This window comes from Yersinia artesiana, assembly GCF_902726545.1.
GTDB classification, from domain to species: Bacteria; Pseudomonadota; Gammaproteobacteria; order Enterobacterales; family Enterobacteriaceae; genus Yersinia; species Yersinia artesiana.
On the sequence record NZ_CACVAD010000004.1, the window covers coordinates 26839 to 41709 of the forward strand.

Below are 14871 nucleotides of genomic sequence, written 5' to 3' on the forward strand. Positions count from 1 at the left end.
TTATAGTCACATTAGCGCTGGATGTCATCTTCCTGTTGCACTTGATCGCCATCCAACTGTTCAAGTGCGTACTTATAAAGCGCATTCTTTTTCACGCCGTGGATTTCAGCAGCCAGCGCAGCAGCTTTCTTCAGTGGCAGCTCTTTTTGCAACAGCGCCAAAGTGCGCAAGGCGGCGGCAGGTAGTGCATCATCAACCTGCACTTTATGGCCTTCGACTATCAGCACCATTTCGCCACGGCGGCGGGTTTCTTCTTCCTGAACCCAAGCCAGTAACTCGCCAACTGGCGCGCCGTGGATAGACTCCCAGGTTTTGGTCAGTTCTCTGGCAAGTACCACATAGCGTTGTGGGCCAAGTACGGTTACCATGTCCTGTAAACTTTCCAACAAGCGATGGGTTGATTCGTAGAAGATCAGTGTTCGAGGTTCCTCAATCAGCGCTTGCAGAGTATCCTTACGTCCTTTGGTTTTCGCTGGCAGGAAGCCTTCGTAGCAAAAACGATCTGAGGCAAGACCCGCGGCGGAGAGTGCGGTAATCGCCGCGCAAGCGCCCGGTAATGGCACAACGCGGATGCCAGCTTCACGGCAACGGCGCACCAAATGGTAGCCCGGATCGTTAATAAGTGGCGTACCTGCATCTGAAACCAGCGCAATACTCTGGCCTTCTTGCAGTTTCGCCAGTAACTGATCGGCTTTTTGTTGTTCATTATGGTCATGAAGTGCAAACAGGCGGGCGTTGATCGCGAAATGCTGTAACAACAACCCTGTATGACGTGTATCTTCTGCCGCAATCAAATCAACGCCTTTCAGTACCTCTAACGCCCGGTGGGTAATATCCCCTAAATTACCGATGGGGGTAGGTACCACATAAAGCGTAGATGCAGAAATCACTGCTCGATCGTGTTGATTCATTGTTTCATCCGAATTACCGATTTAATATTGAGCATCTTGAAAAAAACATCACTGGATACAGTATGCTTTCCTCAACATTCGTTCGTTCCAAAGCAGGGCTTGTCCCTGTTGTTCTGGCTGCGTTGATACTGGCAGCTTGTTCAGGCAGAGCGCCACAGACGCCGCCACCCACAAATATACAGGACGAAGCAAGCGCTAACTCTGACTATTATCTGCAACAGTTGCAACAGAGCAGTGATGATAACAAGGCTGACTGGCAATTACTCGCCATTCGTGCCCTGCTACGCGAAGGGAAACTCCCTCAGGCGGCAGAACAGCTCGGCACTTTGCCCGCCAATCTGAGTGACACGCAGCGCCAGGAACAGCAACTACTGACCGCAGAACTGCTGGTAGCCCAGAAAAATAATCCTGCGGCTGCCGATATTCTGGGCAAGTTGGATGCAACACAGCTCTCAGCTAACCAACAGGTTCGCTTCTATCAAGCACAAATTGCCGCCAATCAGGGTAAAGCAACCTTGCCGCTGATACGTGCCTTTATTGCTCAAGAACCCCTGCTAAAAGACAAAGCACATCAAGATAATATTGATGGCACCTGGCAAGCTCTGGCACAGCTCACGCCACAAGAATTGAATAATATTGTCATTAATGCAGACGAAAATGTGCTGCAAGGCTGGCTGGATTTGCTGCATGTATATCAGGATAACAAGCAAGATCCTGACCTGCTGAAAGCCGGTATTAAAGATTGGCAAAACCGTTATCCACAAAATCCGGCAGCAAAAAACTTGCCAACGGCATTAACGCAGATCAGTAATTTCAGCCAGGCATCTACGGCGAAAATTGCCTTATTACTGCCATTAAGTGGCCCGGCACAAGTCTTTGCTGATGCCATCCAACAAGGTTTTACTGCGGCGCAAAATGGCTTACCAGTAAATGCCCCGACTCCTGTCACTCCAGATGTAACAGCCACAGCGCCAACTGATACCACTGAAACACCGGTGACTGATATTGCCACGCCAGCGCCAGTGGCACCCCCTGTTGCCACCAGCAATGCACAGGTAAAAGTCTACGATACCACCACTCAGCCAGTTGCTGCTTTGCTGGCACAAGCCCAGCAAGATGGTGCCACATTGGTGGTCGGCCCACTGCTGAAACCTGAAGTGGAACAACTGAGTGCGACCCCCAGCACCCTGAATATTCTGGCGCTGAATCAGCCGGAAGTTAGCACTAACAGCCCGAATATCTGTTACTTCGCCCTATCTCCAGAAGATGAAGCTCGCGATGCCGCGCATCATTTGTGGAGCCAGGAAAAGAGAATGCCATTGTTGCTGACCCCGCGTGGAGCCTTTGGTGATCGCGTTGCCAAAGCCTTCGCAGAAGAGTGGCAGAAACAAGGCGGGCAGACGGTATTGCAGCAAAACTTCGGTTCAACTGCTGAGTTGAAACAAGCCATCAACAGCGGCGCGGGTATCCGCCTGACCGGCCAACCGGTAAGTGTTTCAAGCGCGCCTGCCGCTGCACCAGAATCTGTCACCATTGCCGGTCTGACCATTCCGGCACCGCCAGTCGATGCACCCGTAGTTTCAACATCTGCCGGCGGTAATATTGATGCGGTGTATATCATTGCTACCCCTGCCGAGTTGACACTGATTAAGCCGATGATTGATATGGCGACCAGCACACGCAGCAAACCTGCGCTGTTTGCCAGCTCACGCAGCTATCAGGCAGGCGCTGGCCCGGATTACCGGCTGGAAATGGAGGGCATTCAGTTTAGTGATATCCCATTGATGGCTGGGGCAAACCCTGCGCTGATGCAGCAAGCGGCGGCCAAATTTGCCAACGACTATTCACTGGTACGTTTGTATGCCATGGGCATTGATGCGTGGACATTATCGAATCATTTTGCTGAAATGCGCCAAATTCCTGGTTTCCAGGTGAGCGGAACTACCGGTGATTTAACCGCATCAGCCGATTGTGTTATCACCCGTAAATTGCCTTGGCTGCAATACCGTCAAGGTATGGTAGTACCGGCGGCGTAAAGTGATTCGGGTGAATAAATGAATCCCGATGAGCTTACTCAAGTAAGTGATTCGGGTGAGTGAACGTAGCTAACAACCCTGCAACTTCAAGGACGAAGGGAATATGAGCCAAAGGGATACTGGCACACACTACGAAAACCAAGCCCGTCAGTATCTTGAGCGGGCAGGTTTAGTGTTTAAGGCGGCGAATGTCACCTATCAAAGTGGTGAGATTGACCTTATCATGCGCGATGGCGCTACCTGGGTATTCGTTGAAGTGCGCTTTCGCCGCAATGCCCTATTCGGTGGCGCTGCCGCCAGTGTCACTTACAGCAAACAACAACGGCTGCTCCGGGCCGCCGCCATTTGGCTGGCGCAGCGAAACGCCTGTTTTGCCACTACACCGTGCCGTTTTGATGTTTTTGCCATCACTGGTAGTAAGTTAGAATGGCTACCAAACGCCTTCAATGCGGATTATTGATGATTTTTCTCCGGTTTCCTGCCGGAATTATAAATATTAAGTGAGTTAAATCAACGTGTTGGATAGAATCAAAGGTTGCTTTACAGAAAGTATTCAAACCCAGATTGCCGCGGCTGAGGCGCTGCCCGATGCCATATCCCGTGCAGCAATGACGTTGGTTCAGTCACTGCTCAACGGCAATAAAATTCTCTGCTGCGGTAATGGGACTTCTGCGGCTAACGCGCAACACTTTGCGGCCAGCATGATAAACCGTTTTGAAACAGAACGACCAAGCCTGCCTGCAATAGCACTGAATGCTGATAATGTTGTGCTGACGGCCATCGCCAATGACCGTTTGCATGATGAAGTCTATGCCAAACAGGTGCGCGCGCTCGGTCACGCCGGTGATGTTTTGCTCGCAATTTCCACTCGTGGCAATAGCCGTGATATTGTGAAAGCGGTCGAAGCCGCAGTTACCCGTGATATGACCATTGTTGCGCTGACAGGTTATGATGGTGGTGAACTGGCTGGCCTGTTAGGTCAGCAGGATGTTGAAATCCGCATACCTTCGCATCGTAGCGCTCGGGTTCAAGAATTACACATGCTGACTGTGAATTGCTTGTGTGACTTAATTGATAACACTCTATTTCCCCATCAGGACGATTAAAGGAGCACGAATGAAGGTTGGTTATATTTTTGCCATGCTATTCAGCGCCCTGCTATTACAAGGTTGTGTCGGTGCTGTCGTAGTTGGCAGTGCGGCTGTTGCAACTAAATCTGCTACAGACCCTCGCTCTGTCGGCACTCAGGTTGATGATGGCACACTTGAAGCCAGAGTCGTCAACGCGCTGAGCAAAGATCAGCAGATAAAGAGCCAAACACGTTTTGTTGTGACCGCTTATCAAGGAAAAGTTTTGCTGACCGGGCAATCGCCAACTGCTGAGCTGTCTAACCGCGCCAAGCAAATTGCGGCCGGTGTTGATGGTGCCACAGAAGTGTATAACGAGATGCGCCTGGGTAAACCGGTCGATCTGACCACGGCATCTATGGATACCTGGATTACCACCAAAGTCCGGTCACAGTTGCTGACCGCTGACTCGGTTAAATCCTCCAATGTAAAAGTGACCACAGAGAATGGCGAAGTGTTCCTGTTGGGTCTGGTGACTCAACAAGAAGGGCAATCAGCCGCTCAGATAGCCAGCCAGGTCAGTGGCGTTAAGCATGTGACTACTGCATTTACTATTGTAAAATAATCAATTAGTTATCCTATTATGGGCTTGGAGAAATCCAGGCCCATTTCTAGCTATCCAAACCATCAAACCATCAAACCATCAAACCATCAATCTAAATCATTCGCCTGTATGAACTCTTTCCCACCCAATTGCCGCATTTGGCGCAAAATCCACTGTTGGCGGGAAATAACATAACCGGATGGTGCATTCACCTTAAAACGCAGTGGATTGGGCAGCACTGCGGCTAATAGAGCGGCTTCTGATGCACTCAATTTACTGGCCGGTTTATTGAAGAAATGGCGAGCAGCCGCTTCAACGCCAAAAATACCGTCACCAAACTCCGCGATATTCAGATAAACCGTCAGAATACGCCGCTTGGTCCATACCAACTCAATACCCGCAGTCAATCCGACTTCCAGCCCTTTGCGCACCCAGCTACGTCCATCCCACAAGAACAGATTTTTGGCCGTCTGTTGCGATAAAGTTGAAGCACCGCGGATACGGTTTTGGTTGCGCTGATTATGGGCTAAAGCTGACTCGATAGCATCGACATCAAAGCCCCAATGCTCAGGGAATTTTTGATCTTCAGCAGCCATCACCGCCAGCGCCATGTAGGGTGAAATTTCATCCATCGGCACCCAATCAGAGTGTGCGACGTACGAAAAATCGCCGGTCACCCAGGCCCCTAACTGCCTTTCAATCATGACCATGGAAAACGGAACCGGCAGGAAAGCAAAAATCAAAATACCGGCCAGCCACAGGGCAATAATGCCAATGACAGCCCGTTTCCCCCAATACCAAAGCCAATTTAATCCGCGGCGGGCTGAAATCATTCGGTTAAATCCAGCACCTTCGCCACCAGCTTATCAATTCCTTTTGCTGCTTCAGAAATGGATTTTGCCGACATATAAGCGGGTGTAGTGACCACTTTATTCTCTGCATCGACCACTACGTCATCAGCAGGGCAAATAACATGCTCGCCCCCCATAATTTCAATCGCCTCAATGGTATCGGGATCGTTACCAATCGTTAGACGAATAGATTTACCCAACAGCTTTGGTAGCATAACGGGAGAAATACACATAAACCCAATTGGTTTGTTCGTCTTATGCATTGATTGAATTAGCTTATATAAATCTGGATCGATAGCACATTCAGAACCCTTAACAGCAAAATCGCTGAGGTTCTTTGCCGCGCCAAAGCCACCAGGAACAATAAGGGCATCCAAGTCATCTGCATCGGCGGAGGAAAGAGGTTTAATCAGGCCACGGGCAATGCGTGCGGACTCCACTAAAACATTCCGCTGTTCGGTGGTTTCTTCACCGATAAGATGATTAATAACATGGAGTTGTGGCTTATCTGGTGCGAAGAATGCAATACGTGCTCCAGCGCGATCCAATGCCAATATAGTTAAGACAGACTCATGTATCTCTGTGCCATCGAAAACGCCACATCCGCTGAGCACCACACCGACTGTTTTCATCACACCTCTCCTTTTCCCACGCTGTCAATTGCTTAACTCGTTCTGGTGACAAAGACGTGTCTCTATCACATATTTTAATGAATCTTGTAACAAGAGCGCTTACATTTGCTATGTTATTGCTTGTATGATGTATGGAAGAATACTGACAACCTGCATATTCACTCGAAATCGAAATTATTACGCAGGTTGACGATTTCCCTGGTGTTGGCGCAGTATTCGCGCACCCCGGCCTCGGTCGGGGTTATTTTTTTTCAGCTTCTGCCGCCCACTCACGTAACACCTGAACATCATTACGCCATTCTGATTTTAATTCATCGACCCAATCTTGCACATTGTCCCACCATGCTGGCAGTGTCGGGGTTTGAATTTGCTGGGCAAGCTGCTGGATATGGCGCAAGCCAACAGAGCCGGCCGCTCCTTTAATTTTATGCGCTTCCTCTGTAATACCTTTTTGATCTCGCGCCGTCATGTTTGAATCCAATACCGCCAAATAGCTCGGCATCATTTGTTCAAACATTTCCAGACTTTGATGAATTAATTGTGGACCAACCAAATCGATGTATTGTTCCAGCATGGCAGTATCAAGTAACGATTCATGGGTTTGCATCACAATGTGTTCCTGTTTTTTAGCGGCAGAAGAAGGCTTATGATCCCAAAATTGCTTAATCATGGCCGTGAGCGCAGGAACGGATAACGGCTTACTCAGCACATCATCCATTCCTGCATCTAAATATTCTTTTTTGTCTTTAAGCACGTTAGCGGTCAAGGCCACCAATGGCGGTAAGGATTGCTGCCCATAATCAGCCCTAATTTGGCGGGCGATATCCAACCCACTCATATCGGGCAATTGAATATCCAGCAGCACTAAATCAAAATCATCTGGTTTGAACATCGCCAGGGCGTCATGGCCATTCATCGCCACCTCGACACTGTTGCCCAGTTTCTCCAACACCGAGCGCGCAACAATGACATTCAGCTCAATATCTTCTACCAGCAATATGTGGAGAGCTGGGAGCGGGGTATCGTCGCCTGATGGGGCGCTAGACGCGGCCTGCACGGCGGGGGCTTTAATGGTCAGGGTAAAGCATGAACCGGCGCCTTGGGTGCTTTTTACCGTGATATCGCCGCCCATGCTTTGCGCCAGACGTTTAGATACCGCCAGCCCAATACCGGTGCCGGTTGCCGGACGGCCGCCATTACTATCTTTTACCTGATAATACATGGCGAAAATCTTGTCCTGCTCATCTTCAGGGATCCCCATGCCGGAATCTTCTACTTCGAAAATCAAGCGGTCATTGCTCTCGCGCCGAACCCGCACCACAATTTCACCTTGCTGGGTAAACTTCACTGCGTTGCCGATTAAGTTCCACAAAATCTGACGCAAGCGGGTGCCATCGGTAATCACTTTCTCCGGCAACGGCAACTGCGGTTCCATAATGAATTTCAGCCCTTTCGGTTGCACCAATAGGCCAGAAAGGTTCTCCAAATCCGCCATAAAACCAGTAAAATCAATTGGTTGATTATCCAACTGAACTTTACGCCGCTCCAACTTATCCATCTCAATAATATCGTTGAAGATATTACCGAGAGTAATCGCACTGACATGAATGGTTTTCAGGTATTTTAGTTGTTCGCTGTCTAATTCGGTGTCTAACAGGATGCGGCTGAGGCCCACAATGCCATTAAGCGGTGTCCGCAGCTCATGGCTGATGGTTGAGATAAAAGTCGTTTTATCCCTACTGGCATTCTCCAGCGCGTCCTGGTAGCGCTTACGCTCGGTTATATCGCGCCCAAACCCCATCAACCCATGTCGTTTACCTACTCGGTCATAAAACGGCACTTTTCGCAATTCAAAACAGGCTTTACGCCCATCGGGATACACCAACCACTGCTCATAGGTCAGAGAAACGTTGTGACGGAAAACTTTCTCATCGGTTTCCATGACTTTTTCGGCGATGTCTGGCGCATAGACATCTTTAGGGGTCAAGCCGACCAACTGTTTCTCACTTTTGCCGGTCAGCAGTTCCATCGCCCGGTTACAGCCGGAGAACTCATTATCCTCGTTACGGTAATAAACTAAATCCGGTGAAGCATCCAAAAAAGAGCGCAATAAGGCTGACTGCTGCCCTAATTCAACCTGTGCCTGCTCACGGTGGCCCATCTCTTCTTTTAGTTTATCGACCACTTGCAGGTGAGCTTTTTCCGCCTTTTCGCGTTCGACAATTTCCTGATTGAGTTGAGCAATGTTTTCCGTCAGTTGCTTATTCAGCTCCAAATCGCGATGACGCATCACTTCAAGCTTATCAACCAATCGGGATAAGCGCTGGCGCGACTCTTCCAGTTGCTCAACCACCACCGACAGGAAATACACCGCCCATGGAGTTATCAGCAGCCCAAAGAAAATGGAACGCACCAGATCGAGGGTTTCCACCGAGCCACTCAATACGAATGTCACCGCCATCTGAACCACCATGGCCAGTAACACCAGCACAGATGCCAGCAGCAGTGAGAAGCGAACCAGCCCTAACTTAACCATTAAATCAACGTAGTACTGGGCTAATACCCTGATTTGCTTCATAGCAACCCCTGTCAGTGTTTATCTGATAAATCATACCGTAAAACCACAAATAGATAAGCCAGGTTGCTCAGAAGTGTGGAAAAGATTGCAAATCACAGGGAGAGATTGGGAAACAACCGCAGTAGCCGATCACAGCGCAGAGGCTTGCCCACCATGGGCCAGCATATAATTATTCAGCTCATTCATACCGGTCCAGCGATTCGCGCACCACAATGGCGCAAGTAACGTTGGCCTGCGGGCACTGGCAGAAATCCGGTGATAAACAATGTCGGCGGGAGTATGACGGATCATTTCACCGGCGGTGAGCACATATTCATCCAGCGTCAGCTCAGGCAGCCGCCCCGCTCGCCATGCCTTGGCCATAATACTGCCCTCGACGATATGCAATGGATGCAGTTTTATCCCATCAACGCCGGTGACCACCACTTTCTCCAACGTTTCCATTGCCTGCGCCTGACTCTCACCGGGTAGGCCGACAATCAAATGGCTGCATACTTTCAACCCTCGGGCACGTGCACGACGGACAGTCTGCTGGTAACAGGCAAAATCATGACCACGGTTAATGCGTTTGAGAGTTTTATCATTGGCAGTCTGTAGCCCCAGCTCTAGCCAGACTTCATAACCTTGCTGGTGATAGCCACTTAATAAATCCAATACTGCGTCTGGCACACAATCGGGCCGGGTTCCCACACACAAGCCGACAATATCAGCTTCTGCCAATGCTTGCTCATACATCACCGCCAGCGCATTGACCTCTGCATAAGTACTGGTATAAGCCTGAAAGTAAGCCAGGTAGCGTTTTGCCCGATTGGCTTTTTTAGCTTGCTCCGCCAATTGCTGCGCAATGCCCTGTTGCTGCATTTGTTCATCAGCGAAGGAGGCCACATTACAAAAAGTGCAGCCGCCACGCCCCAGGGTTCCGTCACGATTAGGGCAGCTAAACCCGCCGTGTAGCGTGAGTTTATGAATTTTTTCACCATAGCGGCGCTGTAAATCCGCACCAAACATATTGACTAATTGCTGCAACTGCATAATCTTGGCACTGCCTGTCAAAAAAGAGCTTTAGGCTACCCGCTAGCGATATAATTCGCGATGACAGAGATCAACTCCCAAGCCCTTGGGTGCAACTGCGCATAACCATTCATTATAAATGCAAATAAAATCACTTGACCGATGATTAAATTTTCTTATTTTCACCCGGTTGTTAGCGCTTCTATTACAATTCAGTGAAAAACAGTGTTAAACACCAAAAAATATAACTAAAGCAGCACATGACTCCGCAATCCCCGCCAGCACTAGCATGGTGCAGAGATTTGTCGATTGCACTATAGTGAGACAGCTCACACTTTGCTGCCTATCCAATGAGGCATGGAATCGAGTAAAAATGCCAATAAAGATATATTTTTCATTGTGATAAACCTCTTCATTACCTTAAAGATAGTTCTTAAGCCTATATTTGACCTGAGTATTCTTTCTCGCTAAGTTGGAAGTCCGCTGGAAGCTTTCTGGACGGGCAAACGTCTAGTCATAATTATGCAGTAATTTAAGACTCCCTCTTAAAACAAGTCTTATACCACTTGTGAGAACCGTCACAAGAGGCCATTGCCGGAGGGCGGAAAAGCAGATTTGCCGCTAAATACGCGCCTGTCAGCCCAACCCGCCTGATGTCGAGATGGCCTTCTGGAGTCGGTTTGTGAGAGTCTCGCAGAGCCTGGGGAGGTTCACTGATATGTTGTACGATAAATCCCTTGAGAGGGACAACTGTGGTTTCGGCCTAATCGCCCACATAGAAGGCGAACCTAGCCATAAGGTCGTGCGTACCGCTATACACGCACTGGCCCGCATGCAACACCGTGGCGCGATACTTGCTGATGGCAAGACTGGCGACGGCTGTGGCCTGCTATTACAAAAGCCGGATCGCTTTTTCCGGATGGTCGCAGAAGAACGCGGATGGCGTTTGGCCAAAAACTATGCCGTCGGCATGATGTTTCTCAGTCAGGATGAAGAACTCGCCAAGGCAAGCCGCCGCATTGTAGAAGAAGAATTGCAAAACGAAACGCTGTCGATTATCGGCTGGCGTGAAGTGCCGACCAACCCGGATGTTCTTGGTGAAATCGCCCTCTCCTCCCTGCCTCGGATTGAACAAATTTTTGTGAACGCCCCTGCTGGCTGGCGTCCACGCGATATGGAACGTCGCCTGTTTGTGGCGCGTCGCCGTATTGAGAAACGCATTGCAAACGACAAAGATTTCTACGTTTGTAGTTTCTCAAACCTGGTCACGATCTATAAAGGCTTATGTATGCCTGCGGATCTGCCCCGTTTTTATCTTGATTTGGCTGATCTGCGTATGGAATCAGCTATCTGCCTGTTCCATCAGCGCTTCTCAACCAACACCGTGCCGCGCTGGCCACTGGCTCAGCCGTTCCGCTATTTGGCGCACAATGGCGAGATCAACACTATCGCCGGTAACCGCCAATGGGCGCGGGCGCGTGCTTACAAATTCAAAACGCCATTAATCCCCGACTTGCAGGATGCGGCCCCTTTCGTCAATGAGACCGGCTCGGACTCCAGTTCACTGGATAACATGCTGGAGCTGTTCCTCAGTGGCGGGATGGACTTGATTCGAGCTATGCGTCTGTTAGTGCCACCAGCCTGGCAGAACAACCCGGATATGGATACCGACCTGCGCGCCTTCTTTGACTTCAACTCCATGCATATGGAGCCATGGGATGGCCCGGCCGGGATTGTGATGTCAGATGGCCGCTATGCTGCCTGTAACCTTGACCGTAATGGCCTGCGCCCTGCGCGCTATGTCATCACCAAAGATAAACTCATCACCTGCGCTTCTGAAGTCGGTATCTGGGATTACCAGCCCGATGAAGTGGTGGAGAAAGGCCGTGTAGGCCCCGGCGAACTGATGGTTATCGACACCCGCAGCGGCAAAATCCTGCATTCCGCCGAAACAGATAACGATCTGAAAAGCCGCCATCCGTATAAAGAGTGGATGGAGAAGAACGTTAAGCGGCTGGTGCCGTTTGAAGATCTGCCTGAAGATCAGGTAGGTAGCCGCCAGTTAGATGACTCACAGCTCGAAACCTATCAAAAGCAATTCGGTTACAGCAGCGAAGAGCTGGATCAAGTCATCCGCGTACTGGGTGAAATTGGTCAGGAAGCGACAGGTTCAATGGGTGATGACACCCCATTTGCCGTGCTTTCCAGCGGCCCGCGTATTATTTACGATTACTTCCGCCAGCAATTTGCGCAGGTCACCAACCCGCCAATCGATCCGCTGCGTGAAGCACACGTGATGTCGCTGGCGACCAGTATTGGCCGTGAAATGAACGTGTTCTGCGAAGCAGAAGGTCAGGCGCACCGTCTGAGCTTTAAATCGCCAATTTTGCTGTTCTCTGATTTCCAGCAGTTAACCACACTGGAAGGGGAACATTACCGCGCTGATCGGCTGGATCTGACCTTTGACCCAGCGGAAACTGATTTGCAACAAGCGGTTTTGGCCTTGTGCGAAGAGGCTGAGCGCAAAGTACGTGATGGTGCCGTGATGCTGGTGCTGTCAGACCGTGCCATTGCACCTAACCGCTTGCCGGTTCCGGCTCCTATGGCCGTTGGCGCGGTGCAAACTCGCCTGGTAGAAAAAAACCTGCGTTGCGATGCCAACATTATTGTTGAAACCGCCAGCGCCCGCGACCCGCATCACTTCGCGGTATTGCTCGGTTTTGGTGCTACGGCGATCTACCCTTATTTGGCTTATGAATCACTGGCTAAATTGGTTGATACCCAAGCTATTGATAAGAAGTATCGCGATGTGATGCTGAACTATCGCAATGGTATCAATAAAGGGCTGTATAAAATCATGTCCAAAATGGGCATTTCAACAGTAGCATCATACCGTTGCGCCAAACTGTTTGAAGCCGTTGGCCTGCATCGTGACCTGACCAACCTGTGTTTCCAGGGCGTGGTTAGCCGCATTGGCGGAGCCAGTTTCAGTGATTTCCAACAGGATTTACAGAATCTGTCCAAACGTGCCTGGCTGAAACGCAAGCCACTGGATCAGGGCGGATTACTGAAATTTGTCCACAACGGCGAATACCATGCGTATAACCCGGATGTGGTCAGCACCTTACAAACTGCGGTTCACAGCGGCGAATACAGTGATTATCAGGTTTACGCCAAGCTGGTGAATGAGCGCCCGATCGCCACGTTGCGCGATCTGCTCGCCATCAAGCCGCAAGGCACGCCGATCCCAGTGGATCAGGTCGAACCGGCAGAATCGCTGTTTAAGCGCTTTGATACGGCCGCCATGTCTATCGGCGCACTCAGCCCGGAAGCCCATGAGTCATTAGCCATCGCCATGAACAGCCTCGGCGGGTTCTCCAACTCCGGTGAGGGCGGCGAAGACCCAGCACGTTACGGCACCAATAAGGTTTCCCGTATCAAGCAGGTAGCATCAGGCCGTTTCGGCGTCACACCGGCGTATCTGGTGAATGCTGATGTTATCCAAATCAAAGTAGCGCAAGGGGCAAAACCAGGTGAAGGCGGCCAGTTACCGGGTGATAAAGTCACGCCGTATATCGCCAAACTGCGTTATTCCGTGCCGGGTGTGACCTTAATTTCTCCACCGCCGCACCATGATATTTATTCCATCGAAGACTTGGCACAGCTGATTTTCGACTTGAAACAGGTCAACCCGAAGGCAATGATTTCGGTAAAACTGGTTTCTGAACCCGGTGTTGGCACCATTGCCACCGGTGTGGCAAAAGCCTATGCCGACTTGATTACTATTGCCGGCTACGATGGTGGTACCGGTGCCAGCCCGCTGTCCTCAGTGAAATATGCGGGTTGCCCGTGGGAACTGGGGCTGGTGGAAACACAACAAGCACTGGTTGCCAACGGCCTGCGCCATAAAATCCGCCTGCAAGTGGATGGTGGTCTGAAAACTGGCGTTGATATTGTTAAAGCGGCAATTCTGGGTGCAGAAAGCTTCGGTTTCGGTACTGGCCCTATGGTGGCGCTGGGTTGTAAATACTTACGTATTTGCCACCTGAATAACTGCGCAACAGGTGTAGCAACCCAGGATGAAAAGCTGCGGCGTGACCATTACCACGGCTTACCTGAGCGTGTAGTGAACTACTTCCAGTTTATTGCCCGTGAAACCCGTGAAATCATGGCCGAGTTGGGTGTGAGCCAACTGGTTGATTTGATTGGTCGTACCGATATGTTGCTTGAATTGGATGGTATCTCAGCCAAGCAAAATAAACTGGATCTGTCGCCAATGCTGAAAACGGCAACGCCACATCCAGGCAAGGCGCTGTATTGCACCGAAAATAACCCACCGTTCGATAAAGGCTTATTGAACAAAGAGTTGTTGGCGCAAGCCGAGCCGTATATTGAAGCTAAACAGAGCAAGACGTTTTACTTTGATATCCGCAACACCGACCGTTCCGTGGGTGCGGCGTTATCCGGCGCGATTGCCGCTAAACATGGCGACCAGGGGCTGGCCACCGACCCTATCAAAGCCTACTTCTCCGGTACTGCCGGTCAGAGCTTTGGGGTGTGGAATGCGGGTGGCGTTGAGCTAACCCTAACCGGCGATGCCAACGACTATGTTGGTAAAGGTATGGCTGGTGGCCGCATTGCGGTGCGCCCTCCTGTGGGTTCCAACTTCCGCAGCCACGAAGCCAGCATTGTCGGCAACACTTGCCTGTATGGTGCCACTGGCGGCAAGTTGTTCGCTGCTGGTCGGGCCGGTGAACGTTTCGCGGTACGTAACTCTGGAGCGATTACCGTCGTGGAAGGTATCGGCGATAACGGTTGTGAATATATGACTGGTGGGATTGTTTGCGTACTGGGCCGTACCGGAATTAACTTCGGTGCAGGTATGACCGGTGGCTTCGCTTATGTCCTTGATGAAGATGGTGAATTCCGTAAACGTGTTAACCCTGAGCTGGTTGAAGTTCTGGATGTTGATCAATTGGCAATCCATGAAGAGCATCTGCGCGGCCTGATCACTGAACATGTGCAGTTGACGGGTTCTAGCCGTGGTGAAGAGATTCTGGCTAACTGGCCGGAATGGGTGACCAAGTTTGCTTTGGTTAAACCGAAATCCAGCGATGTGAAAGCACTGTTGGGCCACCGTAGCCGTTCCGCAGCTGAGCTGCGGGTTCAAGCGCAGTAAGG

Annotated in this window: 10 protein-coding genes; 5 read left to right on the top strand and 5 right to left on the bottom strand. The window is 50.4% G+C overall.

Annotation, left to right across the window (positions count from 1 at the left end; translation table 11 throughout):
- Positions 1–11: 11 nt before the first annotated feature.
- Positions 12–911 (bottom strand): 16S rRNA (cytidine(1402)-2'-O)-methyltransferase, encoded by a 900-nt coding sequence (rsmI, locus tag HU019_RS01715; RefSeq protein WP_174848913.1) that lies wholly within the window; start codon positions 909–911, stop codon positions 12–14.
- Positions 912–973: 62 nt separating this feature from the next.
- On the opposite strand from rsmI, the gene HU019_RS01720 reads away from it, so the two are divergent.
- The 4 genes from HU019_RS01720 (at position 974) to dolP (ending at position 4639) form a co-directional block, all read left to right on the top strand.
- A complete protein-coding gene (locus tag HU019_RS01720) occupies positions 974–2947 on the top strand; it encodes a penicillin-binding protein activator (RefSeq protein WP_174848911.1) in 1974 nt (657 codons plus the stop codon).
- Between the two features lie 103 nt (positions 2948–3050).
- A complete protein-coding gene (locus HU019_RS01725; protein WP_174848909.1) occupies positions 3051–3407 on the top strand; it encodes a YraN family protein in 357 nt (118 codons plus the stop codon).
- 55 nt (positions 3408–3462) lie between these two features.
- Positions 3463–4053 carry a DnaA initiator-associating protein DiaA gene (gene diaA, locus HU019_RS01730; RefSeq protein WP_004710884.1) on the top strand — a complete coding sequence of 197 codons (591 nt, stop codon included), beginning with the start codon at positions 3463–3465 and terminating at the stop codon, positions 4051–4053.
- Positions 4054–4063: 10 nt separating this feature from the next.
- Positions 4064–4639 (top strand): division/outer membrane stress-associated lipid-binding lipoprotein, encoded by a 576-nt coding sequence (gene dolP / locus HU019_RS01735; protein WP_005166550.1) that lies wholly within the window; start codon positions 4064–4066, stop codon positions 4637–4639.
- Between the two features lie 86 nt (positions 4640–4725).
- Here dolP and mtgA read toward each other — a convergent pair whose 3' ends face one another.
- From mtgA to mnmL, 4 genes are all read right to left on the bottom strand, one after another.
- The gene (mtgA, locus tag HU019_RS01740) at positions 4726–5451 is read right to left on the bottom strand and encodes a monofunctional biosynthetic peptidoglycan transglycosylase (RefSeq protein ID WP_174848907.1); all 726 of its coding nucleotides are present in this window, start codon (positions 5449–5451) and stop codon (positions 4726–4728) included.
- Positions 5448–6101 (bottom strand): isoprenoid biosynthesis glyoxalase ElbB, encoded by a 654-nt coding sequence (gene elbB, locus HU019_RS01745; RefSeq protein ID WP_174848905.1) that lies wholly within the window; start codon positions 6099–6101, stop codon positions 5448–5450. Before elbB ends, mtgA begins: the two co-directional genes overlap by 4 nt.
- Before the next feature lie 241 nt (positions 6102–6342).
- A complete protein-coding gene (gene arcB / locus HU019_RS01750) occupies positions 6343–8679 on the bottom strand; it encodes an aerobic respiration two-component sensor histidine kinase ArcB (protein ID WP_174848903.1) in 2337 nt (778 codons plus the stop codon).
- Between the two features lie 129 nt (positions 8680–8808).
- A complete protein-coding gene (gene mnmL / locus HU019_RS01755; protein ID WP_174848901.1) occupies positions 8809–9711 on the bottom strand; it encodes a tRNA modification radical SAM protein MnmL/YtqA in 903 nt (300 codons plus the stop codon).
- 697 nt (positions 9712–10408) lie between these two features.
- Here mnmL and gltB point away from each other — a divergent pair.
- Positions 10409–14869: a glutamate synthase large subunit gene (gene gltB, locus HU019_RS01760; protein ID WP_174848899.1), complete on the top strand. Its 4461-nt coding sequence runs from the start codon at positions 10409–10411 to the stop codon at positions 14867–14869.
- Positions 14870–14871 lie beyond the last annotated feature (2 nt).

Coding starts and splice junctions, on each gene's coding strand:
- dolP (WP_005166550.1), top strand. CDS start 4,064: ATGAAGGTTGGTTATATTTTTGCCATGCTATTCAGCGCCCTGCTATTA.
- rsmI (WP_174848913.1), bottom strand. CDS start 911: ATGAATCAACACGATCGAGCAGTGATTTCTGCATCTACGCTTTATGTG.
- arcB (WP_174848903.1), bottom strand. CDS start 8,679: ATGAAGCAAATCAGGGTATTAGCCCAGTACTACGTTGATTTAATGGTT.
- HU019_RS01720 (WP_174848911.1), top strand. CDS start 974: ATGCTTTCCTCAACATTCGTTCGTTCCAAAGCAGGGCTTGTCCCTGTT.
- HU019_RS01725 (WP_174848909.1), top strand. CDS start 3,051: ATGAGCCAAAGGGATACTGGCACACACTACGAAAACCAAGCCCGTCAG.
- gltB (WP_174848899.1), top strand. CDS start 10,409: ATGTTGTACGATAAATCCCTTGAGAGGGACAACTGTGGTTTCGGCCTA.
- mnmL (WP_174848901.1), bottom strand. CDS start 9,711: ATGCAGTTGCAGCAATTAGTCAATATGTTTGGTGCGGATTTACAGCGC.
- elbB (WP_174848905.1), bottom strand. CDS start 6,101: ATGAAAACAGTCGGTGTGGTGCTCAGCGGATGTGGCGTTTTCGATGGC.
- mtgA (WP_174848907.1), bottom strand. CDS start 5,451: ATGATTTCAGCCCGCCGCGGATTAAATTGGCTTTGGTATTGGGGGAAA.